At 72.2% G+C, this 22,499-nt stretch carries 19 protein-coding genes; 8 read left to right on the forward strand and 11 right to left on the reverse strand.

The genetic code is table 11. From position 1 onward, the window contains the following. Positions 1 to 8: 8 nt before the first annotated feature. Positions 9 to 1,646 carry a DNA repair helicase XPB gene (locus tag DSC45_RS27840; protein ID WP_119294730.1) on the reverse strand — a complete coding sequence of 546 codons (1,638 nt, stop codon included), beginning with the start codon at positions 1,644 to 1,646 and terminating at the stop codon, positions 9 to 11. 166 nt (positions 1,647 to 1,812) lie between these two features. Continuing rightward, entirely contained in the window at positions 1,813 to 2,298 is a 486-nt protein-coding gene (locus DSC45_RS27845; protein ID WP_119294731.1) for a MarR family winged helix-turn-helix transcriptional regulator, read from the reverse strand. A gap of 108 nt (positions 2,299 to 2,406) precedes the next feature. On the opposite strand from DSC45_RS27845, the gene DSC45_RS27850 reads away from it, so the two are divergent. After that, entirely contained in the window at positions 2,407 to 2,805 is a 399-nt protein-coding gene (locus tag DSC45_RS27850) for a bleomycin resistance protein (protein ID WP_119294732.1), read from the forward strand. Here the strand turns inward: DSC45_RS27850 and DSC45_RS27855 are convergent. Beyond that, the gene (locus DSC45_RS27855) at positions 2,802 to 5,285 is read right to left on the reverse strand and encodes a helicase-associated domain-containing protein (protein ID WP_119294733.1); all 2,484 of its coding nucleotides are present in this window, start codon (positions 5,283 to 5,285) and stop codon (positions 2,802 to 2,804) included. The two genes, DSC45_RS27850 and DSC45_RS27855, sit on opposite strands and share 4 nt — an antisense overlap. A gap of 223 nt (positions 5,286 to 5,508) precedes the next feature. On the opposite strand from DSC45_RS27855, the gene DSC45_RS27860 reads away from it, so the two are divergent. Continuing rightward, positions 5,509 to 6,822: a hypothetical protein gene (locus DSC45_RS27860; RefSeq protein WP_119294734.1), complete on the forward strand. Its 1,314-nt coding sequence runs from the start codon at positions 5,509 to 5,511 to the stop codon at positions 6,820 to 6,822. An 85-nt stretch (positions 6,823 to 6,907) separates the two neighbouring features. After that, entirely contained in the window at positions 6,908 to 7,543 is a 636-nt protein-coding gene (locus tag DSC45_RS27865; protein ID WP_119294874.1) for an HAD family hydrolase, read from the forward strand. On the opposite strand, the gene DSC45_RS27870 is transcribed toward DSC45_RS27865, so the two are convergent. Then, positions 7,531 to 7,773 (reverse strand): hypothetical protein, encoded by a 243-nt coding sequence (locus tag DSC45_RS27870; protein ID WP_119294735.1) that lies wholly within the window; start codon positions 7,771 to 7,773, stop codon positions 7,531 to 7,533. The genes DSC45_RS27865 and DSC45_RS27870 overlap by 13 nt on opposite strands. A 207-nt stretch (positions 7,774 to 7,980) precedes the next feature. Here DSC45_RS27870 and DSC45_RS36855 point away from each other — a divergent pair, with 207 nt between their 5' ends. Then, positions 7,981 to 8,364, forward strand: a complete 384-nt coding sequence (locus DSC45_RS36855) for a cold-shock protein (RefSeq protein WP_119294736.1) — start codon at positions 7,981 to 7,983, stop codon at positions 8,362 to 8,364. 60 nt (positions 8,365 to 8,424) lie between these two features. Here the strand turns inward: DSC45_RS36855 and DSC45_RS27880 are convergent, their stop codons facing one another. The 4 genes from DSC45_RS27880 to DSC45_RS27895 all read right to left on the reverse strand — a co-directional run bounded on the left by DSC45_RS27880 (position 8,425) and on the right by DSC45_RS27895 (position 12,048). After that, a complete protein-coding gene (locus DSC45_RS27880; protein WP_119294737.1) occupies positions 8,425 to 9,267 on the reverse strand; it encodes a 1,4-dihydroxy-6-naphtoate synthase in 843 nt (280 codons plus the stop codon). Continuing rightward, positions 9,264 to 10,010 (reverse strand): futalosine hydrolase, encoded by a 747-nt coding sequence (locus DSC45_RS27885; RefSeq protein ID WP_240434883.1) that lies wholly within the window; start codon positions 10,008 to 10,010, stop codon positions 9,264 to 9,266. Before DSC45_RS27885 ends, DSC45_RS27880 begins: the two co-directional genes overlap by 4 nt. A gap of 73 nt (positions 10,011 to 10,083) precedes the next feature. Next, positions 10,084 to 10,581: a DUF2771 domain-containing protein gene (locus DSC45_RS27890; RefSeq protein WP_119294739.1), complete on the reverse strand. Its 498-nt coding sequence runs from the start codon at positions 10,579 to 10,581 to the stop codon at positions 10,084 to 10,086. 135 nt (positions 10,582 to 10,716) lie between these two features. Then, positions 10,717 to 12,048 carry an MFS transporter gene (locus DSC45_RS27895; RefSeq protein ID WP_119294875.1) on the reverse strand — a complete coding sequence of 444 codons (1,332 nt, stop codon included), beginning with the start codon at positions 12,046 to 12,048 and terminating at the stop codon, positions 10,717 to 10,719. Positions 12,049 to 12,429: 381 nt separating this feature from the next. On the opposite strand from DSC45_RS27895, the gene DSC45_RS27900 reads away from it, so the two are divergent. Next, positions 12,430 to 13,374, forward strand: a complete 945-nt coding sequence (locus tag DSC45_RS27900; RefSeq protein ID WP_119294740.1) for a DUF3027 domain-containing protein — start codon at positions 12,430 to 12,432, stop codon at positions 13,372 to 13,374. A 125-nt stretch (positions 13,375 to 13,499) separates the two neighbouring features. Next, positions 13,500 to 16,742: a sacsin N-terminal ATP-binding-like domain-containing protein gene (locus DSC45_RS27905; RefSeq protein WP_119294741.1), complete on the forward strand. Its 3,243-nt coding sequence runs from the start codon at positions 13,500 to 13,502 to the stop codon at positions 16,740 to 16,742. Positions 16,743 to 16,948: 206 nt separating this feature from the next. Here DSC45_RS27905 and DSC45_RS27910 read toward each other — a convergent pair whose 3' ends face one another. Both DSC45_RS27910 and DSC45_RS27915 read right to left on the reverse strand, forming a co-directional pair. Next, positions 16,949 to 19,408 (reverse strand): cation-translocating P-type ATPase, encoded by a 2,460-nt coding sequence (locus DSC45_RS27910; RefSeq protein WP_119294742.1) that lies wholly within the window; start codon positions 19,406 to 19,408, stop codon positions 16,949 to 16,951. 147 nt (positions 19,409 to 19,555) lie between these two features. Continuing rightward, positions 19,556 to 19,849, reverse strand: a complete 294-nt coding sequence (locus tag DSC45_RS27915) for a DUF2530 domain-containing protein (protein ID WP_119294743.1) — start codon at positions 19,847 to 19,849, stop codon at positions 19,556 to 19,558. A gap of 283 nt (positions 19,850 to 20,132) precedes the next feature. On the opposite strand from DSC45_RS27915, the gene DSC45_RS27920 reads away from it, so the two are divergent. After that, the gene (locus tag DSC45_RS27920) at positions 20,133 to 21,584 is read left to right on the forward strand and encodes an NCS2 family permease (RefSeq protein WP_119294744.1); all 1,452 of its coding nucleotides are present in this window, start codon (positions 20,133 to 20,135) and stop codon (positions 21,582 to 21,584) included. Here DSC45_RS27920 and DSC45_RS27925 read toward each other — a convergent pair. After that, the gene (locus tag DSC45_RS27925) at positions 21,554 to 21,799 is read right to left on the reverse strand and encodes a ribbon-helix-helix protein, CopG family (protein ID WP_119294745.1); all 246 of its coding nucleotides are present in this window, start codon (positions 21,797 to 21,799) and stop codon (positions 21,554 to 21,556) included. The two genes, DSC45_RS27920 and DSC45_RS27925, sit on opposite strands and share 31 nt — an antisense overlap. 157 nt (positions 21,800 to 21,956) lie before the next feature. On the opposite strand from DSC45_RS27925, the gene DSC45_RS27930 reads away from it, so the two are divergent. Beyond that, positions 21,957 to 22,397, forward strand: a complete 441-nt coding sequence (locus DSC45_RS27930) for a MarR family winged helix-turn-helix transcriptional regulator (protein ID WP_119294746.1) — start codon at positions 21,957 to 21,959, stop codon at positions 22,395 to 22,397. Positions 22,398 to 22,499 lie beyond the last annotated feature (102 nt).

The following is a 22,499-nucleotide window of genomic DNA, read 5'->3' on the forward strand; positions in this document are numbered from 1 at the left end:
CCGCCGGCTCACGCCTGCAGGATGTCGTCCGCGTCCGCGATCCGGTAGGCGTAGCCCTGCTCGGCGAGGAACCGCTGGCGGTGCGCCGCGAAGTCCTGGTCGATCGTGTCGCGCGCGACGACGGAGTAGAAGCGTGCCTCGTGCCCGTCCGCCTTCGGCCGCAGTACCCGTCCGAGCCGCTGTGCCTCCTCCTGCCGCGAGCCGAAGGTGCCGGACACCTGGATCGCGACCGTCGCCTCGGGCAGGTCGATCGAGAAGTTCGCGACCTTGGAGACCACCAGGACGTTCAACTCGCCCTGGCGGAAGGCCTCGAACAGCTTCTCGCGCTGTGCGTTCGTCGTCTCCCCCTTGATGACCGGCGCGTCCAGATGCTCGCCCAACTCGTCGAGCTGATCGATGTACTGGCCGATGACCAGGGTCTGTTCGCCCTGGTGCCGGGCCACCAGCGCCTCGGTGACCTTCCGCTTCGTCGCGGTCGTCGCGCAGAAGCGGTACTTCTCGTCGGACTCGGCCGTCGCGTACGCGAGACGCTCGCTGTCCGTCAGGCTGACGCGCACCTCCACGCAGTCGGCCGGCGCGATGTACCCCTGCGCCTCGATCTCCTTCCACGGAGCGTCGAACCGCTTCGGCCCGATCAGCGAGAACACGTCCGACTCCCGCCCGTCCTCACGCACCAGCGTCGCGGTCAGGCCGAGCCGCCGGCGCGCCTGCAGATCGGCGGTGAACTTGAAGACCGGCGCCGGAAGCAGATGCACCTCGTCGTAGACCACCAGACCCCAGTCGCGCGAGTCGAAGAGCTCCAGGTGCGGGTAGATGCCCTTCCGCTTCGTCGTGAGGACCTGGTACGTGGCGATGGTGACCGGGCGGATCTCCTTGCGCGTACCGGAGTACTCGCCGATCTCCTCCTCGGTCAGTGAGGTCCGCTTGATCAGCTCGTGCTTCCACTGCCGGGCCGAGACCGTGTTGGTCACCAGGATCAGGGTGGTCGCCTTCGCCTCGGCCATCGCACCCGCACCGACGAGCGTCTTGCCCGCGCCGCAGGGCAGCACGACGACGCCGGAGCCGCCGTGCCAGAAGTTTTCCACGGCCTGCTTCTGGTACGGCCGCAGCGACCAGCCGGACTCGTCGAGTTCGATCTCGTGCGCCTCGCCGTCGACGTAACCGGCGAGGTCCTCGGCCGGCCAGCCCAGCTTGAGCAGCGTCTGCTTGATCTGGCCGCGCTCGGAGGGGTGCACTGCCACGGTGTCCGGGTCGATCCGGGTGCCGACCAGCGGCGCGATCCGCTTCGACCGCAGCACCTCCTCGAGCACGGGCCGGTCGGTGCTGGTCAGGACCAGGCCGTGGGTGGGGTGCTTGGAGAGGGTCAGACGGCCGTACCGGGACATCGTCTCGGCGATGTCCACGAGCAGCGCGTGCGGAACCGGATAGCGGGAGAACTCGACGAGGGCGTCCACGACCTGCTCCGCGTCGTGGCCGGCCGCCCGCGCGTTCCACAGGCCGAGCGGCGTCACCCGGTAGGTGTGGATGTGCTCGGGCGCGCGCTCCAGTTCCGCGAACGGGGCGATGACGCGACGGCAGGCCTCCGCCTGCTCATGGTCGACCTCGAGCAGGAGCGTCTTGTCGCTCTGGACGATCAGACAGGACACACGTACCTCCGGGAAGCGCCATCACGCGAAACTCCAGAGTTTACCGCCACGGGGGTGCCCGATGCGGGGTCCTGACCGGTGTCAGGAGTGCGGCCCGTGCGGGGTCACGGCTCCTGCCCGTCCTGTGTGCCACGACTCACGTTCCGCACACCGAATCCCGGGCCGGTCACCGCTCGCTCCCGTCCTCCTCGCCGCGCACGTTCCGCAGCATGCGCTGCAGTACGCGGACGGTCGTGGCGTAGTCGGCGTCGTCGATGCCCGCGTGGATGTGAGCGCGCCAGGCCGGGGCCCGGGCCTTGAGTTCCGTGCGGGCCCTGTCGCCGGCCCCGGTGATCCGCAGCCGCCCGTCCGGCTCTCGCGTGATCCACCCGCGCTCCAGCAGGATCTCGGCATCCGCCGCGAGGTCGTCCTCGGCCTGGCGGTACGACTTCGTCGTGTCGGTCAGTTCCGGGAGGGTCGTCCCGCGGTCGTCGGCCGCCAGATCGTGCGGCGACAGGAACCGGAGTATCCAGTACTGCGGCTGCGTGAACCCCGCCTCGGCCTGCCGGGCGCGGATGAACGCGAGGATCTCCTGGTGGGCGATCCCGGTCCAGTACGCGACCGGCTCGGTGGCGAGCTCCCGGTCCTCGGTCCGCTGCTGCTCCGTGGTCATCGGGCACCTCTCGGTCTCGTGGGCCGGCGGGTTCCCGCCGTCCTCGGAGTCGACCGTAAGACCTCAAGCATGCTTGAGGTAAAGCCCCATTTCGCTACGGTGTGCGGCATGGACGCAGACGCATACGCCGTGCCGATCCTGCCCAGCAGGGACCTCGGCGAGACACGGGACTTCTACGCCCGTCTGGGCTTCGAGGAGCGGGGTGAGTACGCGGCGCAGTACGGGTACCTGATCGTGGTCCGCGGCACCGTGGAGCTGCACTTCTCGTACGACGCCGAGACGGATCCCCTTACCACCGCGGGCAGTTGCTACGTCCACGTGCCGGACGCGGACGCGCTGCACGACGCGTGGAGCCGGCTCGGCGTGCCCACCGATCCCGCCACCGGAAGCCGCCTGGTGCCGCCCGTCGACACCGACTACGGCCTGCGCGAGTTCGCCGTGGTCGACCGCAGCGGCAACCTGCTCCGGATCGGCAGCCCGCTCGCCGATCCGGACGACAGGCCCTAGGCGGTGTCCGCCGGCCCTTCGGCCAGTTCGGCCACGCCCGTGATGCGGTGCAGCGGATACGTGCGGACCTCGTCCGCCGTGTGGTCGTAACCCGTGACGAACCCGCCCTCCACCCGGACGGGGGCGATGACGCGCTGGCTGGCGGCGCCCTCGGCGTTCACGTAGCCGATCCACAGGGCCGCGCCGGTGAGGACCGAGGCCTGCATGGTGGCGAGGGTCTCGGCGGAGGTGGTGCGGGGGAGTTCACCGGTCCGGCGCGGGGTGTCGCGGCGCGGTGCCGTGGACGCCAGATCACCGGCGCGGATCGCGCGGACGGCCGCGTCGAGCAGCGTGCCGTCCGGCGGCGGCGGACCGTCCGGCACCGGGTCCGGTGCGGTGCGCGGCGGGGTGCGGTGCGCGTGGGCGCGGGTGATGAGGACGTCGCCGTCGGCGGTCTCGGCCGCCGGGGCGAAGCCCATCGCGCGCAGTCCGTCGAGCAGCGCGCCGGGGTCGGCCTGGGCGGCGAGCACGGTCGGCGCGAGGCGCCGCAGGCGCAGGTTCTGCGCGCGCTTGTCGGCCATGATCTCGCCGAGCACGGCGTCGTCGTCGCAGCGGACGTACGCCGATGCGGCCCCGATGCGCAGGTGACCGTGCTTGCGGGCCACGTCGTCGATCAGATAGGCGAGCGGCTGCGGCACCGGCGTCCGGGAGTGCTCGGTCAGGAAGGTGTGCAGGTCGGATGCGCTACGGCCGGCATCGAGCGCACGGCGTACGGAACCGGGGGTGAAGCGGTACACCGTCGCGCCGCCCTTGGACTCCACGTCGGCGAGCACGGCGAGCGTCTCCGCGAGCGGCCGCTCCAGCGGGCCGGGCGCGACGGCGGTCAGGTCGGCCTGCAGCAGTACGTGGTCGAGCGGCTCGGGCAGCAGCGGCGCGAGCACGGCCGCCGCCCGGGAGGCAGCGGAGCCGGCCTCGGCCGGGGACCCCGGAGCCGGTGCGTCGAGGAGAGTGCGGCCCTGCGCGGAGAGGGCGCCGCGGCCGGTGAGGCCGACCAGTTCCGCCTCGTCGAGCGTCCAGCGGGCCAGCCGGGAGCGTAGGTCGTCCGGGGGATCGGTGGGAGTGCCCGCGCTCTCGGCGGATCGCAGCGGACGCTCCCAGCGGAGGCGGGCCAGTACCGACGCCGCGTCGGGGGCCGCACCCTCGGGCAGCTCCGCGAGCAGGGCGAGCACCCTGCCCCGCACCTCGGGAGCCGCCGAACGGTCCAGGTGCGGGCCGAGCGCGGACAGCGCACGCTCCTTCGCGTCACGGGAACCGACCAGACCCGCGGTACGGGTCGCCGACAGCCAGGCCGTGGCGAGCACCGCCCAGCGCTCCGGGGCCGGCAGCTCGAGCCACGCGTCGTACGCCGGCGTCGCCGCGTACCGCTCGTCCGCCTCGCCGTCCGAGGCGATCAGGCCCGCGGCGTAGGCGAGTTCGACCCAGAACGCGGCGACCGGCTCCGACAGATCGAGCGCCACCGCCGTCCGCTTCAGGTCCCGCACGCTCAGACCGCCCGCCCGCATCACCGCGGGCCCGCCCTCGTGCCACTCCCGCAGCAGTTCCTCGACGGTCGCGAGCGCGGTGTAGGCCTGCCCGGCCGCCGTGGTGTCCACGATCCGCGGCCGGTGCTCGCGCGCGACACCGACCTCGGGCGGCAGCGGACCGACTTCGCGGTGCGCACGCCCGGCGCGCAGATGCAGGGCCGCCTCACGCGGCAGGGTCACGGTCCCCGGCGACGTCGGCACCAGGAGCCCGCGGTCGAGCAGCAGGCGCAGATGCGGCGCCGGATCGGCGGTCACCTGGCCGTACGGAGGCCCCCAGGTCAGCCGGCCGAGCACGGTGAGCGCCTCGGCCGGCACCTCGTCGAGCAGCGCCGCCATCCGGGGCCGGTCGGTGAACAGGGCGGTCAGCGCCTGCACCGCCGACACCGGGTCGTGCGTGGCGGGCAGGCCCGCCGCCGCGACGATCTGCTGCAGACGCCCCGGCGACATACCTGCGGTGGCCTCGGTGAGAGTCGGGCCGAGGCCCGTGGGGGACGGGTGCTGAGGGGACGGCGCGAGCAGTTCGCGGGCCGTACGCACCAGGCGGAGCCGGTCCTCGGGGCCCCAGACGAGGGCCTGGTTCCGCAGTACGGCGAGGGCCCCGGGCAGCGCCGCCTCGACATCGGCGTCGCCGTCGTCACCGGCGAGCAGGGCGCAGAGCTCCGCGTAGGGAGCCGGGTCGGAGGCCACGGCGAGGGCCTCCGCGGTCTGCAGGGCGAAGGTGTCGAGCCGCTCGACGGCCCGTACGACGGAGGCACGGGTACCGGCCCGGGTGGCGAGCTGCGTCAGGTCGTTCGGAACGGGGTTGAGCAGGTCGGGCCGCGCTCGGAGCAGCGCGGCGAGGGAGACGTCGTCGCGGCGCCTCAACTCCTCGGCGAGGGTCCTCGCAGGGGCAGCGGCCTCCCTGCTGTCGTTCGTCATCCTGCCAACGTTAGCGGTCCCTCGGACCGTGCGGGGGTTCCCGCCGGCCGGCCCGGCGCCGGGGCGCTCCGTCGCCGGTCACCCGGCGGCCGGAAATCCGGCGCGTCCGACGCCCGGGGACAAGGCCGCACGGCCTGGGTCGGAAGGTAACGTCGGACGGGGCAAACCGCCCCACCCGTGGGGGACTTCGCGGGCGAAGAGGGAGAAGCGCAGGGAGCACCTCGTGCCGATCGAGAGCGATCAGCTCGTCTTCGACTACCTGAGCAGGGTCGGTGACCTCGCTCAGCAGCGCCAACTGCCTTCCGGCGCCCGCATGCGCCTGGTCACCGAGGTCCGCGGCAAGGTCGAGCGGCTGCGCGCCACGAGCCCCAACGACAGCCCCGCGACCGTACGGAAACTCCTCGCCGGCCTCGGCACGCCGGAGTCGGTCGTCCAGCGAGCCGTGGACCGCGGCGACGCGACGCCCACCCGCCCCACCTCCTCCGACGAGGACCCGAACCACGGCTCCCCGTACGGCAGTCCGGCCGCCCCACCTGCCGAGCCCGCCCCCAGGCCCACACCCACCCCACCGCCTTCCGCCGGCGCCGACCCCGGGGCCGACGACTCCGGACCGCACGGCCTCTTCGGCGGTACGTCCCCCGGGTCGCGCATCCTGCGCTCGGGGATCTCCGGATCGGGCATCCTCGGCAGCGTGCTCGGCGGGCGCGCGCGTCCCACGGACGGGGGCACAGGTGACGGCGGATCCCCAGGGCCGAAGGCGCACGGCGAGCAGCCGGACGACGAGCCGCAGAAGCGCCGCTTCATGCCGCGGCCGCGTGACGAGCGGTCCCCGGACGCCGACGCCTCCGACGGACCGTCCGTGCCGCGGCCCCCCGGAGCAGCTGCGCCACCGCACCTCGCGGGAGAGGACGAACTGGGGCCCAGCGACGCACAGCCGGACTGGTGGCGGATCGACTCGAGCCCGTTCGGCGGGGCCGACAACGTCCCCGGCTTCGTCGGCGGTGTCGAGATCCCCGAAATACTCAAACCACCGCCCGCCCGGCCGGAGGAGGACGACCGCCCCCGTTCCGGCAAGGCCAGGGCCAGGCCCCTGCCCCACGACGACGATGCCGACGACGAGGTAGCGGACGACGATGAGGGCGTCGAGGCGGCCATCGCTCCTCGCGGCCGGCGCATCCACCTCCGTCCGCGTCTCACCGGCTACACGAACCCGCTGCTGCTCCTGGCGGCCGTCTCTCTCGTGGTGGGTGCGATCCTCGGCAACTGGATCGCCCTGGGCGTGGGTTGGGTCCTCGCCTACACCTCGCGCCGACTCTCCCCGAACGAGTCCAAGTTCGCCGCGCTCGGCATCCCCGGACTCGCGATCGTGGCCGGCTTCGTCTGGCTGTGGGGCCGTGTCGAGGGCCGCTGGGGCGACGAGGTCGCCCAGGACGGCATGAAGACCGCCCTCCAGGACACCTGGCCCTGGGTGGTCCGGGCCGCAGCCGTCACCTCGGCCCTGTTCCTCGTCTGGCGCTCCCAGCGCCGACGCGAGTGAAGCCGGCCGGACGCACGCCCTCCGGCCCGCCCCCGAACGGCCCCCCGGAGCCCACCCCGCCCGTCCCCCCGCCACAATGACGGGCATGCCCGAAAACACACCCCGAACAGCGCCCTCCGCGCGAACCGTCGGGTTCGACCTCGACATGACCCTCATCGACTCCCGCCCCGGGATCAAGGCCACCTACGAGGTCCTGTCGGCCGAGACCGGCGTCCACATCGACGCCGAGCTCGTCGTCTCCCGCCTCGGCCCGCCCCTCGAGCAGGAACTCGCCCACTGGTTCCCGGACGACCGCATCCGGGAGGCGGGCGACCGCTACCGCGAGATCTACCCGGCGCACGCCATCGCCCCGACCCTCGCCATGCCCGGCGCCCGTGCAGCCGTACGGGCCGTGCAGGAGGCGGGCGGCAAGGCGATCGTCGTCACCGCGAAGCACGAGCCGAACGCCAAGCTCCACCTGGAGCACCTGGGCATCGAGCCGGACGCCGTGATCGGCTGGCTGTGGGCGGAGGCCAAGGCGGAGGCGCTGCGCGAGCACGGTGCCACGGTCTACGTCGGCGACCACGTCGGGGACGTACGCGGAGCCCGTACCGCGAACGCCCTGTCCGTCGCCGTACCCACCGGACCGTGCGACGCCGCCGAACTGCGCGCGGCAGGCGCCGACGTGGTGCTGACCGACCTGAACGAGTTCCCGGCCTGGCTGGCGGACTACCGCGACTGAGTCTGCGCGGCGGACTTCCGCTGAGCGGTGGCGGATCGCAGCACCCCGGCCCCGGCGATCACGAACCCGGCTCCCATCAGCATGCACACCGCGTAGGCGATGGACGGGAACGGATCCGTGCCGAGGAACAGCGGCGCCACGGTGACCAGAGTGGCCACCGCTCCGACGAAGAACACGATCGCGCCGACCTGGACGAGGCGGTCGCCGGGACCTGAAGGGTTGTTGCTCACGCGACCAGGGTAGTTCCCTGCGACCGGAACCAGTCAGCCGCACGTGAAGTGGCCCGAGACCGAGAAGAAAGCAGTCTTGTCACCGGCCTTAGGACCATTAGCCTGGGAGGCAGGCGGGTCGGACGACCCGCTGTAGTGCTATCCAGAGCCGTTTCCTCCCCCTCGGGAGCCGGCGTCGACCCACGAGTACGAGGACGAGGACAGACGGTGCCTACGGGTAAGGTCAAGTGGTTCAACGGCGAGAAGGGCTTCGGCTTCCTCTCCCGCGATGACGGCGGTGACGTCTTCGTGCACTCGTCGGTGCTGCCCGACGGGGTCGACGTACTCAAGCCCGGGCAGCGGGTCGAGTTCGGTGTGGTCGCGGGCCAGCGCGGTGACCAGGCGCTTTCCGTGACACTGCTCGATCCCGCGCCGTCCGTGGCCGCGGCCCAGCGCCGCAAGCCGGACGAACTCGCCTCGATCGTCCAGGACTTGAACACGCTCCTCGAGGGCGTGGGCCGGCAGCTGGAGCGTGGCCGCTACCCGGACAAGGCCTCCGGCGCCAAGGTCGCGGGCCTCCTCCGCGCCGTCGCCGACCAACTCGACGTCTGACCCGCGCGCCCCCTCAGGACGGTCCCGTACGGCAGGCTCCGTACGGGACACCCGGAGGGTTCAGGCACCGAACCGCAGTGCCTCGGGCTTCAGCGCCGGGACGAGCCCTTCCGCCGCGGCCCTGGTGAGCAGCCCGCGGATCGCCGCGTAGCCGTCCTCGCCCAGGTCGGCGGTGAACTCGTTGACGTACAGGCCGATGTGCTGGTCCGCGACCCCCGGGTCCATCTCCTGGGAGTTCTCCAGGACATAGGCCCGCGACGCCACCGGATCGTCCCAGGCGGCGCGGACCGAGGTGCGGATGGACGCGGCGAGGTCGCGCAGCGCGGTCTCGCCGAGCGAGCGCTTCGCGATGATCGCGCCGAGCGGGATGGGCAGCCCGGTCGTCGACTCCCAGTGCTCGCCCATGTCGGCCAGGCAGTGCAGGCCGAAGTTCTGGTACGTGAAGCGGGCCTCGTGGATGACCAGGCCCGCGTCCACCCGGCCGTCCCGCACCGCGGGCATGATCTCGTGGAACGGCATCACCACGATCTCCCCGACCCCACCGGGCACGGTCTCCGCGGCCCAGAGCCGGAACAGCAGATACGCCGTCGACCGCTCGCTCGGCACCGCTACCGTTCTGCCCGCCAGGTCCGCGCCCGGCTCCCGGGTCAGGACCAGTGGCCCGCAGCCCCGGCCGAGCGCGCCGCCGCAGGGCAGCAGCGTGTAGTCGTCGAGCACCCACGGCAGCACCGCGTACGACACCTTGAGGACGTCGAACTCACCGCGTTCCGCCATGCCGTTGGTGATGTCGATGTCCGCGAACGTCACGTCGAGCGCGGGCGCGTCCGGCACCAGGCCGTGCGCCAGGGCGTGGAACGTGAAGGTGTCGTTGGGGCACGGCGAGTAGGCGATCTGCAGGGTCACGACGGATTCTTCCTTCCGATGGCCCGCGCGGGTGGCGATCCCTGCCACCGGGCGGCGCCGAGTTCCGCCACCGCCGCGGTGAGTGCGGCCAGCGCTTCGGGGATGCGCCAGGCCGCACGGTCGCGGGGCCCGACGGCATTGGACACGGCGCGTATCTCGAGGACCGGGCAGCCGTGTGCGGCGGCGGCCTCGGCGACTCCGAAGCCTTCCATGGCCTCGGCGAGTGCGCGGGGGTGGTGGTCCGTCAGCTCGGCGGCGCGGGCGGCGGAGCCGGTGACGGTGGACACGGTGAGGACGGTGCCGACGACGGCTCCCGCAGCGGCGGCCACGTCCTGGACGAGGCCGGCGGGCGGGCGGTGCTCGACGGTGCCGAAGCCGAGGCCGGTGACCGGGACGAACCCGTCGGGGGTCTGCGCACCCAGATCGGCGGCGACGATCGCGTCCGCGACGACCACGGAGCCCACCGGGGCGCCCGGCGCGAACCCGCCGCCGATACCCGCCGAGACGACAAGCCCGTAGGGGCGCCCCTCGAGCGCGGCGGCGGTCAGTGCGGCGCCGGAGGCGGCCGCCACCGCAGCGGGCCCGACCCCGCCCACGAGGACATCGGCGTACGAGAGCGGGTCAGGGGCGGTGTGCGGAGGGACGGGCACTCGGGCGAGCGTTCCGGCCGGGAGTTCGTGCTGCGCCGGGGGCCCGCCGAGTCCGGCGACGACCGCGTCCCGCTCGGCCGCGACCGCGGTCACCAGCAGAACGCGTGGCGGGCGGCCGCCGGACGGAGCGGGGCCGTCGGCGGACCTGTCGCGTGGGGAGGACGTGTTACTCGCCCTTCTTCAGCTTGAAGTGCCAGATGCCCTTCAGCTTGCTGCCGTCGGTCTCGACGATGGAGACCTGGGCGTTCTTGAGCGGGGCGCCCTGGCTGCCGTCGGCGGACTGGCCGGCGGAGAAGAACGCGTTGCCCGGGATCGTCCGGTAGGTCTTCTTGTACGGCTCCTGCTCGGCCTGCTGGCCGTTGATGAAGAGCGTCCAGCCGTTGTCCGCGATCTCGGGGTCGACGCCGAAGCGGACCTTGTCGTCCATGCCGACGGTGAGGGACTTCTCCGCGTCCTTCGCCAGGCACTTCTTGATCTCCGCCTCGGAGATCGTGTCACCGCCCTTGTAGCAGGCGGCCTCGGTGTTCACGGAGTCGCTGCCCACCGTGACCGTCGCGATCGGCGTCGGCTTGTCGCAGGCGGCGAGGACGAGGAGTCCGGCGGACACGGCGCCGAGTGCGGCAGCGGTGCGGCGGCCCTTGGCCGTCATACGCAGGGAGGTCATGCGCGCAGGTTATCGGGACGGCCCACCCGGCGTGCCACGCGGGGGTGCGGCGTGCCGCGTCCGGTCCCGGCCCGTGCCGACCCGCCGAGGCCGGTGCTGCGGCGGGTCGGGGCAGGTCGTACCGGGTGGCGCAGGTCAGGTCACACGCGGGTGCGCCGTACCGCGTCTGGCGGTGGCCAGCAGCCCCCGTACGGTCGTGAGCCAACCGACGCCGACGATGGCCGCGCCGACGGCGAGGCCGAGCCCGCCGTGCAGCGGCAGAGCGATGCCGATGCCGCCGCCGATCACCCAGGACATCTGCAGCAGCGTCTCCGAGCGGGCGAAGGCCGAGGTGCGCACCAGTTCCGGCACGTCGCGCTGGAGCAGCGCGTCGAGGGACAGCTTCGCGAGAGCCTGCCCGAAGCCCGCCACAGCGCCCAGGCAGGCGATCAGGATCGGGCCGTAGAGCAGGGTGGCGGCGACGGCCACGGTGAGGACGACGGCCACCACGGTGACGATGATGATCTCGGGGGCGCGGGCGCGCAGGGCCGCGCCGACCGCGGTGCCGAGCGCATTGCCGGTGCCGGCCGCGACGCCGACGATGCCGAGCGAGACCGCCGCGCTCTGGCCGCCGAGCGGCTCCTCGCGCAGCAGGAACGCCAGGAAAAAAATCAGGAAGCCGGACAGGCAGCGCAGCGCCGCGTTCGCCGCGAGGCCGTGCGTGACGGCCGTGCCGACCGTGCGCAGTCCGGGCTTCTTGCCGTGCGGGAGGTGCAGGTGGCTCTCGTCGGCGGCCAACAGCGCCTTGCGTTCGCCCTTCGCCGAGTCGACCTTGTGCGGCAGCGTGAACGACAGCACCATGCCGGACAGGAACAGCACGCACGCCCCGTACAGCGGCCACGGAGGCCCGATCTGGTGCAGCCCCGCGCCGATCGGTGCCGCGATGCCGGTGGCGAGCAGCCCGCCGAGCGTGACCCGCGAGTTGGCCTTGACCAGGGAGAACCCGGGGGGCAGCAGTCGCGGGACGACGGCGCTGCGCACCACGCCGTACGCCTTCGACGCCACCAGGACGCCGAGCGCCGCCGGATACAGCTCGATGCTGCCCGTGGCGACCGCGCCCGACAGGGCCAGGGCGAGCAGCGCGCGGGCCAGCATGGCGCCGGCCATCGCCGCGCGGCGTCCGTGCGGCAGGCGGTCCAGGAGCGGTCCGATCACCGGGGCGAGGAGGGTGAAGGGGGCCATGGTGATGGCCAGGTAGAGCGCCACGCGTCCGCGTGCCTCGTCCGTCGGTACGGAGAAGAAGACGGTCGAGGCCAGGGCGACGGTGACCATCACGTCGCCCGCGCCGTTCACGCCGTGCAGTTCGATCAGTTTGCCGAGGCCCGATTCGCCCGCGCCGTGGGCGTTCGTCGCCTTGCGGATGCCCTTGACGGTCCCGGTGAACGGCAGTCCGAGGGCGCGGCCGACCGCCCGGCCCGCTCTGCGGATCGGGCTGGTCTGCTCGGACGACCTGACGGTAGCCACGTCGTCATAGTGCCCCAACACGGCCTGAGCATGGGGCCTCGCGTACGACCGGTGGCGGACGGAGGCCGGTTTCGGGGACGGGACGAGGGTGCTCGAGCGGCACGGGCGCGACCCGGAACCCGACGTGATGTGGGCGTCCGGTCCTGGAAGGGGTAGCGTGCGTAGCGCGCCAGCGGCGGTTGTTCCCGGCCGCGCGCCTCTTCGCGATCCCGCAGAATGGATGGCGTGTGGCGTGCCGGGGACAGCCGGACGAGGACGTCGATGCGGCCCACTGGTCCGCTCCGTTCGAGTCCCCTGCCGGGTGACGGCGCACCCGTGACACGGCGTAGGAGAGAAGCGATACCTGTGAGCGCAGCGACAACGCGAAGCCGGACCCCTGACCGTCTGTGCGCCGAGGCCGTCGACCTCGCCAGGACCGCGGCCGAGGAGGCCGCCGCTCCCGGTGTGGTCGGCGAGCATGTGAGCGCCGTTTCCGAAGGGGACCGCGTCGTCACGCACTTCTTCGAGTGCAAGGAGTTCGGATACCGGGGCTGGCGTTGGGCCGTGACCGTGGCCCGCGCCTCCCGCGCCAAGATCGTCACGCTGGACGAAGCGGTGCTGCTGCCCGGACCCGACGCGCTCCTCGCTCCGGAGTGGGTGCCGTGGAGCGAGCGGTTGCGTCCGGGCGACATGGGGCCCGGCGATCTGCTGCCGACCGAGTCGGACGATCTGCGGCTCGAGCCGGGTTTCACCGGCGAGGACGCGCCGCCGCCGAACTCGCCGGTCTCCGAGGAGATGGCCGAGCTCGTCGAGGCCGAGTACGCCGAGAGCACGGACGACATCGATGTGACCGCGGTGCCGCCGGCGGATCTGCCGCTCGCCCCGGCCCGTGGCTCCATCTCCGCGGTCGCCGAGGAACTGGGCATGCGCCGCGCCCGCGTGCTGTCCCGCTACGGCCTGCACATCGCCGCGGACCGCTGGGACGAGAACTTCGGTGCGAAGACGGCGATGGCCCAGGCGGCGCCCGCGACCTGTGTGTCGTGCGCGTTCCTGATGCCGATCGCCGGTTCGCTGCGGCAGGCCTTCGGGGTCTGCGCGAACGAGTTCAGCCCTGCGGACGGGCGGATGGTGTCCCTCGCGTACGGGTGCGGTGGGCACTCCGAGGCGGCCGTGATGCCGAAGCCGCCGAAGCCGGCGGTGCCGGTGCTCGACGAGATGCGGGCGGACCCCTTCCCGCTGCGGCCTGCGCCGGACTCGGGATCCGTCCCCACGGACGCGGTGTCCGCTGACGCGGACCTCGGGCATAGTTGACGCTTCGCCTCTCCTGGGGTTCTTCTGTTCCAGCCCCGGCGCAGGGGCCTTGCCCTCGAACTCCGACGGACTCCGTCCGAAGGGATCGCCGGGGCGGGCTTGATTTCTGAGAGAGGCTGGCGACCGTGAGCGTTTCCGTGCAACGGACCACGCAGGGCGAGGATCCCCTGGGGACCGCGCGTCTGCGCCGTGGTGTGCTCGACGCATGGGCCGCGACCCCCGCCAGATTCCGTGAGGACGCCAACGCCGAGGAGGACCTCGCACTCGGCGGCTACCGCGACCGTCTCGTCGTCGAGTTGGCGCAGAACGCGGCCGACGCCGCGGCCCGCGGCGGAGTCCCCGGCCGCCTCCGGCTCACCCTCAAGGAGGGCGTACTCGCCGCGGCCAACACGGGCGCCCCGCTGGACGCGGAAGGCGCCGAGTCGCTGAGCACCCTGCGCGCCTCCGCGAAGCGGGACGACCCGAACTCCGCGGGCACCGTGGGCCGCTTCGGCGTCGGCTTCGCCGCCGTGCTCGCCGTGACCGACGAACCTGCCGTACTGGGCCGGGGCGCGGGCATCCGCTGGTCGCTCGCCGAGGCCGCGGAACTCGCCGACGCCGCGGCTGGGACCGCGGCGGACGCCGGACTCGCGGACGAACTCCGGCGCCGGGACGGCCATGTGCCGCTGCTCCGGCTGCCGTTGCCCGCCGAGGGCACCGCCCCGCAGGGCTACGACACCGTGGTGGTGCTCCCGCTGCGCGACGCCGCGGCGGCGGACCTCGCCGAGCGGCTCGTCGACGGCATCGACGACGCCCTGCTGCTCACCCTGCCCGGCCTCACCGAGATCGTGGTCGAGACCCGGGAGGGCACACGTACGCTGACCCGCCGCGCCGAGGAGCCGTACGTCAGGATCGACGACACCCGGCACGGCACCAGCCGGTGGCGCACCGTCGCCCGGCACGGCGGCCTCGACCGTGAACTGCTGCGCGAGAGGCCGGTGGAGGAGCGACTGCGTCCGCAGTGGTCCGTGACCTGGGCGGTCCCCGTGGACGCCGAGGGCGCGCCGGCCCCGCTGCGTACCGCCTCCGTGGTGCACGCGCCCACCCCGAGCGACGAGCCGCTCGGCGTGCCGGCGCTGCTGATCGCGTCGTTCCCGCTGGACACCACGCGCCGGCATGTCGCGCCGGGGCCGCTGACCGACTTCCTGGTCGGCCGGGTGGCCGAGGCGTACGCCGAACTCCTCGCCTCCTGGCGGCCGGTGAGCACCGGCACGCTCGATCTGGTCCCCGGACCGCTGGCCCGCGCCGAGCTGGACGGGGCGCTGCGCACGGCGGTCCTCGACCTGCTGCCGCGCACCCCGTTCCTGGCGCCGGCCGCGACCGCCGAGGATGTCCCGGCCGCTCCGGGGCTCGACGACGAGGAGCGTGAACGGCCCCTCGCCCTGCGGCCGTTCGAGGCCGAGGTCGTCGAGGGTGCGGGCGAGGCGACCGTCCGGGTGCTGGCCGAGGTGCTGCCGACCCTGCTGCCCGCCGGGCAGGAACGCCGGATCGAGCTGCGGACCCTCGGTGTCGCCCGTCTGCCGCTCCAGGAGGCCATCGACCGCCTGGCCGGCCTCGAGCGCGAACCGTCCTGGTGGTGGCGCCTGTACGACTCACTCGCCGGCGTCGACCCGGACCGTCTGACGGGCCTCCCGGTGCCGCTCGCGGCCGGGCCGGACCGACAGGACGCCGAGGATGCCGCGGACCCCCTCCTGGACTCTCCGTACGCGCCCGCGCCGTCCACCCGACCGCGTACCACCGTCGGCCCACGGCACATCCTGCTGCCCGGTCCCGACACTCCGCCCGGGCTCGCCCGGCTCGGTCTGAAGGTCGCGCATCCGGACGCGGTCCATCCGCTCCTCGAGAAGCTGGGGGCGCTGCCTGCCACGCCGCGCGCCGTCCTCACCACCCCGCAGGTACGCACCGCCGTCGCCGCTTCGCTCGACGACGATTCCTTCTACGACGACGGGCTCGACGGGCCCGGTGGCGGCCTCGGCCCGCAGGAGTTGGCCGAGGTGGTCCTCGCGCTCGTTCGGGACGCGGGTCTCGAGCCGGGTGACGAGCCGTGGCTCGGCGCGCTCGCGCTCACCGACGACGAGGGCGAACTCGCGCCGGCCGGTGAACTGGTGCTGCCGGACAGCCCGTTCGCCCGCGTGATCCGGTCCGGCGAACTGGCGGAGGCCGACCAGGAGTTGGCCGCCCGCTGGGGCGAACAGCCCCTCACCGCCTGCGGCGTACTGGCCGACTTCGCCCTGGTCCGCGCCACTGACGTCGTCCTCGACCCGGACGAACTCGAGCCCCGCGAGGGCGACTTCGCCGAGCCGGACGACGCGGGACTGCTCGACGCCGTCGACGTCTGGTGCGAGGACGTGCTCGACCGGCTCCCCGAGACCCCGGTGCCGCCGGTCGTCACCGAACTCGTCGCCGTACGGGATCTCGACCTGGTCGACGACGACCGCTGGCCGGAGGCGCTCGCGCTGCTCTCGCGCCCGCCGCTCCGGGACGCGCTGACCCAGCCCGTGCGGGTGCTGCTGCCGGACGGCACGACCGAGTCGGTCCGCCCGTACACGGCCTGGTGGCTGCGCGGGCATCCCGTACTGGACGGGCGGCGCCCGGCGGGTCTGCGGGCCGCCGGGGGAGACCCGCTGCTCGCCGGGCTCTACGAGGAGGCGGACGCGAGCGGTTTCGAGGACGAGCAGGTGCTGCGCGCCCTCGGGGTACGCACCTCGGCCGCGGCGCTGCTCGCCGAACCCGGCGGTGCGGCCGAACTCCTCGACCGGCTCGCCGATCCCGACCTCCCGGTCACGGACCATCAACTGCATGCGCTCTACGGCAGGTTGGCCGACCTCGACCCGGAACAGGTCACGCTGCCCGAGGAGTTGCGCGCCGTCGTGGACGGTGCGGCCGTCGTGGTGGACGCGGCCGACGCGGTGATCGCCGACGCGCCCGATCTGCTGCCGCTGGCCGGGAGGCGGCCGCTGCTTCCGGTCTCTCCGGCCCGGGCGGCGGACCTCGCGGAACTCTTCCAGGTCAGGCGCCTGTCGGAAGTGATCGACTCCCCTGTCGCCGGTGCGGCGGGCACGGTCCGCGAGGTGCCCGAATCCGTACGTCTCCTCCTCGGCCCTTCCACACCGGACTCCTACGTCGAGCACGAGGACCTGGAGGTCGACGGGATCGAACTGGACTGGCGCCGCGGAGCCGACGGAGTCGTCCACGCGGCCACCCTGGAGGGCGTCGCCGCCGGCCTCGCCTGGTCAGCGGGCCAGTGGCCCCGCCGCTTCGAAACAGCGGCCCTCCTCGAGGACCCGACCCGCACCGCCGAACTCTCCAGGTCCCGCTGGTTCGACTGATCCCGCACGTCCCCCGGCCCCCTTGTCCTCAATCCCGGTCGGGCCGAACTCCGGCCCGACCGGCGATCAATTCAAGCCCGTCCGGCGATTGAGGACATCAGGAAGCCCGTCCGGCGCTCGAGGAAAAAACAGAGCCCGTCCGGCGCTTGAGGACAAGGCCCCCAGCACCGGAGGGGCTGAAAACCCCCACCCCCCCGGCCCGAGGGTCACGCCGGGAACTTGCGATCCACCCACCGAAACGCGAACTCGATGGCCGCCGCCGCGACCGCCGCAATCCCCACCGCAGCCCACGGCAACGTCGTCCCGACCAGCTGCAGCGCGAAGAAGTCCTGCAGCCACGGCACCACGAGCACCAGCATGAACCCGAGTCCCATCGTGGCCACCAGGCCGATCCGCCACCACGTGTACGGCCGCGCGATGATCGCCAGTACCCAGATCGCCACCAGGAACAGGCACAGCGTCGCCGCACTGGTCTCCGCCTCGCGCGCCCCCGGCCCCTCGTAGTGGTGCCGGGCCAGCAGATACGTACCGAAGGTGGCGAACGCGGCGATCGCGCCGCCCGGGATCGCGTACCGCATCACGCGCCGTACGAAGTGCGGCTTCGCGCGCTCCTTGTTGGGCGCGAGGGCGAGGAAGAACGCGGGCACGCCGATGGTCAGCGTGGACAGCAGGGTGAGGTGACGCGGCAGGAACAGGTAGTCGACCTGGGTGCACACCACCAGGGCGGCGATCAGCACCGAGTAGACGGTCTTGACCAGGAACAGGGTCGCGACCCGTGTGATGTTGCCGATCACCCGGCGGCCCTCGGCCACCACCGACGGCAGCGTCGCGAAGCTGTTGTTGAGCAGCACGATCTGGGCCACGGCACGCGTGGCCTCCGATCCGGAGCCCATCGAGACGCCGATGTCGGCGTCCTTGAGGGCGAGCACGTCGTTGACGCCGTCGCCGGTCATCGCGACGGTGTGGCCGCGGGACTGCAGGGCACCGACCATGTCGCGCTTCTGCTGCGGGGTGACCCGCCCGAAGACCGAGTTGTCCTCGAGGGCCTGCGCCATCTGCTCGGGGTCGGTGGGCAGGGTGCGCGCGTCCACCGTGTTCTCGGCGCCGGGCAGGTCGAGCTTGCCGGCCACCGCGCTGACCGAGACCGCGTTGTCGCCGGAGATCACCTTCGCGGCGACGTCCTGTTCCTCGAAGTAGTGCAGGGTGTCCGCGGCGTCGGGCCGCAGCCGCTGCTCCAGGACGACGAGCGCGGTGGCGCGGGCGCCCTCGGCGACCTGCTCGTCGTCCAGTTCACCGGCGGCGCGGGCGAGCAGCAGGACACGCAGGCCCTGGGAGTTGAGCTGGTCGATCTCGGCGAGTTCGGGGTCGCCGGCGGGCAGCAGCACGTCGGGTGCGCCGAGCAGCCAGGTGGAGGACTCGCCGTCGCCCTCGCTGAACGTGGCGCCGGAGTACTTGCGGGCCGAGGAGAACGGCAGCGACTCGGTGCAGCGCCACTCCTCGCTGTCCGGGTAGGAGTCGATGATCGCCTGCAGGCTCGCGTTCGGCCGCGGGTCGGACTCGCCGAGTGCGCCGAGCACCTTGCGTACGTAGGCCTCGTCGGTGCCGTTCAGGGGCCGCAGCTCGGTGACGTCCATGCCGCCCTCGGTGAGGGTGCCGGTCTTGTCGAGGCAGACGGTGTCCACGCGCGCGAGGCCCTCGATGGCGGGCAGCTCCTGCACCAGGCACTGCTTGCGCCCGAGCCGGATGACCCCGATCGCGAACGCCACCGAGGTGAGCAGGACGAGCCCCTCGGGGATCATCGGGACGATGCCGCCGACGGTGTACGCGATGGACTGCTTGAAGTCCTCGTCCTCGGCGAGCAGCTGGCTGATGATCAGGCCGATCGAGGTCGGGATCATCAGCCAGGTCACGTACTTGAGGATGGTGCTGATGCCGCTGCGCAGCTCGGAGTGGACGAGCGTGAACCGGCTGGCCTCCTCGGCGAGCTGCGCCGCGTAAGCCTCACGACCGACCCTGGTGGCCGAGAAGGCGCCGCCGCCGGCCACGACGAAGCTTCCGGACATCACCGCGTCGCCCGGCTTCTTGACGACGGGGTCGGCCTCGCCGGTGAGCAGCGATTCGTCGATCTCCAGGCTCTCCGCCTCGACGCAGGCGCCGTCCACGACGATCTTGTCGCCGGGGCCGATCTCGATGAGGTCGCCGAGCACGATCTCGGAGGTGGAGATCTCTGCTGCGACGCCGTCGCGGCGGACCGTCGGCTTGGCCTCGCCGATGACGGCCAGGCTGTCGAGGGTCTTCTTGGCGCGGAGTTCCTGGATGATGCCGATGCCCGTGTTGGCGACGATCACGAAGCCGAAGAGGCTGTCCTGGATCGGCGCGACGAAGAGCATGATCACCCAGAGCACGCCGATGATCGCGTTGAATCGGGTGAAGACGTTGCCGCGGACGATGTCGGCGGTGGAGCGGGAGCTGCGGACGGGTACGTCGTTGATCTCGCCGCGGGCGACGTGCTCGGCCACCTCGGCCGAGGTCAGTCCGGTCGCACGGACCGCCGTTCCAGGAGGGGTGACCGGGTGCACCGGGTCCAGTTCGGCTCCGGCGTCGATCACCGGCCCCTCGTGTTCCGGCTCCGGCCCGTCGGTATCGATCCCTGCCCGCTGCGTCATGCCTAGACGGTACGGGGCGCGACGGGCGTGCACCCGCTGAGGGCCCGCAAAACAGGACCACGGTCGGACGAAGATCCACCCTGGGTAGTACGGGCAACCAGGCTGCGTACTACGAGACTCGGGGCCGGTCCACGTCGTGCCACCCGGTCAGTCCCGCGGCTGGTCCCCGATGCCGCTTTGCGCGCGCTCCGCCTCTGCCGCCGCCGCCCGCTTCAGTGCCGCGTCCCGGCCGCGGACGTACCAGATGCCGATCAGGCCGAGGCCCGCGCCGGCCAGGCAGGCCCAGATCCACCACGTGGCGTCTCGGTCGTCGAACCAGCCGTAGAACGGCAGTTGGACGAGGAAGAGGACGAACCAGAGGATCGTGCCGCCGACGACGGTGGCGACGACGGGCCCCTCCAGGGGCTCGGGTGCCTCGTGCTTGGGTGTCCACTTCGCCATGCGCCCAGCTTACGAGGGGGCGCCCGGAGACTCGGCACGGGACCGTACGACCCGTGCGCGCCAAGGGTCTACGCGCGCAGATAGCAATTTCGACTTCATGTATTCATACTGAAACGGTCTTGGGCTGGCCACTTTCTTTCGTAGCAAGACACGAAAGAGCCGCATGAGTGACGCGACAGCGGCGCGGTGCGACAGGGGGAGTGTCCCGCCGAGCGCTCCCCTGTACCCCGCCGTCCGGCAGGCACCCGAGCCGCCGGACGCACCGTAATCCCCGAGGTCACGCATGCCCCCGTCGGCCACCGACAAGGCCACCGCCGAGCAGCCGCAGGCGCCCGAGCCGTCGAGCAACGCGCTCGACCGCTACTTCAAGATCTCCCAGCGCGGCTCCACGCTCGCGCGCGAGGTGCGTGGCGGGTTCGCCACCTTCTTCGCGATGGCCTACATCATCGTGCTGAATCCGATCATCCTCGGCGGCGCGAAGGACATGTACGGCCACCAGCTGGACAACGGCCAGCTGGTCACCGCCACCGCCCTCACCGCGGGCCTGACCACGCTCCTGATGGGCGTCATCGGCAATGTCCCGATCGCCCTCGCCGCGGGCCTCGGCATCAACACGGTCGTCGCCCTGCAGCTCGCCCCGCGGATGAGCTGGCCGGACGCGATGGGCATGGTGGTGCTCGCCGGTTTCGTGGTGATGCTCCTGGTGGCCACCGGGCTGCGGGAGCGCGTGATGAACGCGGTGCCGCTCGGCCTGCGCAAGGGCATCTCGATCGGTATCGGCCTGTTCATCATGCTGATCGGCCTCGTCGACGCCGGTTTCGTCTCCCGGATCCCGGACATCGCGCAGACCACGGTCCCGCTGCAGCTGGGCGGCGACGGTCACCTCAACGGCTGGCCGGTACTGATCTTCGTGCTCGGCGCGCTGTTGACGCTGTCCCTGATCGTCCGCAAGGTGCCCGGCGCGATCCTCGTCTCGATCGTCGTGATGACGCTCGTCGCGATGGTCATCAACGCCGTCGCCGACATCGACTCCTGGGGCCTGACCACTCCCGAGTGGCCGGGCAATCCGGTGGCGAGCCCCGACTTCGGTCTGGTCGGCGAGGTGAGCCTCTTCGGAGGCTTCGAGAAGGTCGGCATCCTGACCGGCTGCCTGTTCGTCTTCACCGTGCTGCTCTCGAGCTTCTTCGACGCGATGGGCACGATCATGGGGGTCAGTGACGAGGCGAAGCTGACCGACGACAAGGGCCAGATGCCCGGTATCAACAAGGTCCTGTTCGTCGACGGCATCGCGGTCGCCGCGGGTGGCGCGAGCTCCGCCTCGGCCACCACCTGCTTCGTGGAGTCCACGGCCGGTGTCGGCGAGGGTGCGCGCACCGGCTTCGCGAACATCATCACCGGCGGGCTCTTCACCGTCGCGCTGTTCCTGACGCCGCTGGCCACCATGGTGCCGTCGCAGGCGGCGACGCCGGCCCTGCTCGCGGTGGGATTCCTGATCCTGTCCGGTTCGATCGGTGCGATCGACTGGAAGGACCACACGATCGCGATCCCGGCGTTCCTGACGATGATGATGATGCCGTTCACGTACTCGATCACGAACGGCATCGGGATCGGCTTCATCTCCTTCGTGGTCCTGCGCCTGGCCGTGGGCCGCGGGCGCGAGGTCCCGGTGGCGATGTACGCCGTCTCGGCGGTGTTCGCCTTCTACTATCTGATGCCGGCTCTCGGGTTGACCTGACCGGCGTGATCGGCGGCGGGTGGTAACGAGCGCTCCGTACCGCCGTAGAACTTCTCCGTCTCGTCGACGGCCGCCTTGAAGCGTTCGTCGAAGTCGTCGCGAATGAGCGTCCGGACCACGTAGTCCTGGACGCTCATTCCCCTTTTGGATGCATGCTGGCGGAGCCGCTCGAGCAGCTCCCCGTCTATGCGCAGGCTGAGCACATCGGTCCCCATGTGCTTCAGGGTCGCCGCAGCCCGGGCGACGTCGCGTCACTTTCCGGAGTCGCCTCACTCATACGGGTGATGTTGGACCCGGGGGTGTGTGGGGTGTGTGTGCAGTCACTGTTTACCGGCTGTTCTTTAGTCAGGGTAATGAGTTACTCTAACGACCATGCCTGCCCTCACCCATGGCGACGACGTTGCCGCCGTGAACTCACTGCGCTCGGCCACGATGCGCATCGCCCGCCGGCTCAAGCACCAGCGGGTCGACGAGTCGCTCAGCCCCACCGAGATGTCGGTGCTCGGCACGCTCGCGCGCTGCGGCTCCGCCACCCCCGGCGAGCTCGCGCGCATGGAGCACGTCCAGCCGCCGTCGATGACCCGGATTGTGGCGCTGCTCGAGGCCAAGGGCCTGGTCAGGCTCGAGCCGCATCCCGAGGACCGCCGGCAGAAGGTGGTCAGCCAGACCGAGACCGCCGAGGCCATGCTCGAAGAGAGCCGCCGCAAGCGGAACGCGTGGCTGGCCGGCCTTGCAGAGTCTCTCGACGAGGACGAATGGGCCAAGCTGCGGGCCGCGGCCCCCGTCCTGGAGAAGCTCGCACATCTGAAGTAGCACCACCGCGGTACGGACGGACCCCCGCCCGACCGCCTGCAGGACCCGCACCCCCTGCAGGAACCACCGGCACCACCCGCCACATCCGCCATGCTCAAGGAG

The organism is Streptomyces sp. YIM 130001 (assembly GCF_003574445.1).
Lineage (GTDB): Bacteria > Actinomycetota > Actinomycetes > Streptomycetales > Streptomycetaceae > Streptomyces.

What these genes read in the sequence shown, in the direction of transcription:
- DSC45_RS27845 (WP_119294731.1), bottom strand. Translation starts at nt 2,298, where the DNA reads ATGACCACGGAGCAGCAGCGGACCGAGGACCGGGAGCTCGCCACCGAG.
- DSC45_RS27925 (WP_119294745.1), bottom strand. Translation starts at nt 21,799, where the DNA reads ATGGGGACCGATGTGCTCAGCCTGCGCATAGACGGGGAGCTGCTCGAG.
- DSC45_RS27910 (WP_119294742.1), bottom strand. Translation starts at nt 19,408, where the DNA reads ATGACGCAGCGGGCAGGGATCGATACCGACGGGCCGGAGCCGGAACAC.
- DSC45_RS27855 (WP_119294733.1), bottom strand. Translation starts at nt 5,285, where the DNA reads ATGACGAACGACAGCAGGGAGGCCGCTGCCCCTGCGAGGACCCTCGCC.
- DSC45_RS27920 (WP_119294744.1), top strand. Translation starts at nt 20,133, where the DNA reads ATGCCCCCGTCGGCCACCGACAAGGCCACCGCCGAGCAGCCGCAGGCG.
- DSC45_RS27850 (WP_119294732.1), top strand. Translation starts at nt 2,407, where the DNA reads ATGGACGCAGACGCATACGCCGTGCCGATCCTGCCCAGCAGGGACCTC.
- DSC45_RS27915 (WP_119294743.1), bottom strand. Translation starts at nt 19,849, where the DNA reads ATGGCGAAGTGGACACCCAAGCACGAGGCACCCGAGCCCCTGGAGGGG.
- DSC45_RS27865 (WP_119294874.1), top strand. Translation starts at nt 6,908, where the DNA reads ATGCCCGAAAACACACCCCGAACAGCGCCCTCCGCGCGAACCGTCGGG.
- DSC45_RS27890 (WP_119294739.1), bottom strand. Translation starts at nt 10,581, where the DNA reads ATGACCTCCCTGCGTATGACGGCCAAGGGCCGCCGCACCGCTGCCGCA.
- DSC45_RS27930 (WP_119294746.1), top strand. Translation starts at nt 21,957, where the DNA reads ATGCCTGCCCTCACCCATGGCGACGACGTTGCCGCCGTGAACTCACTG.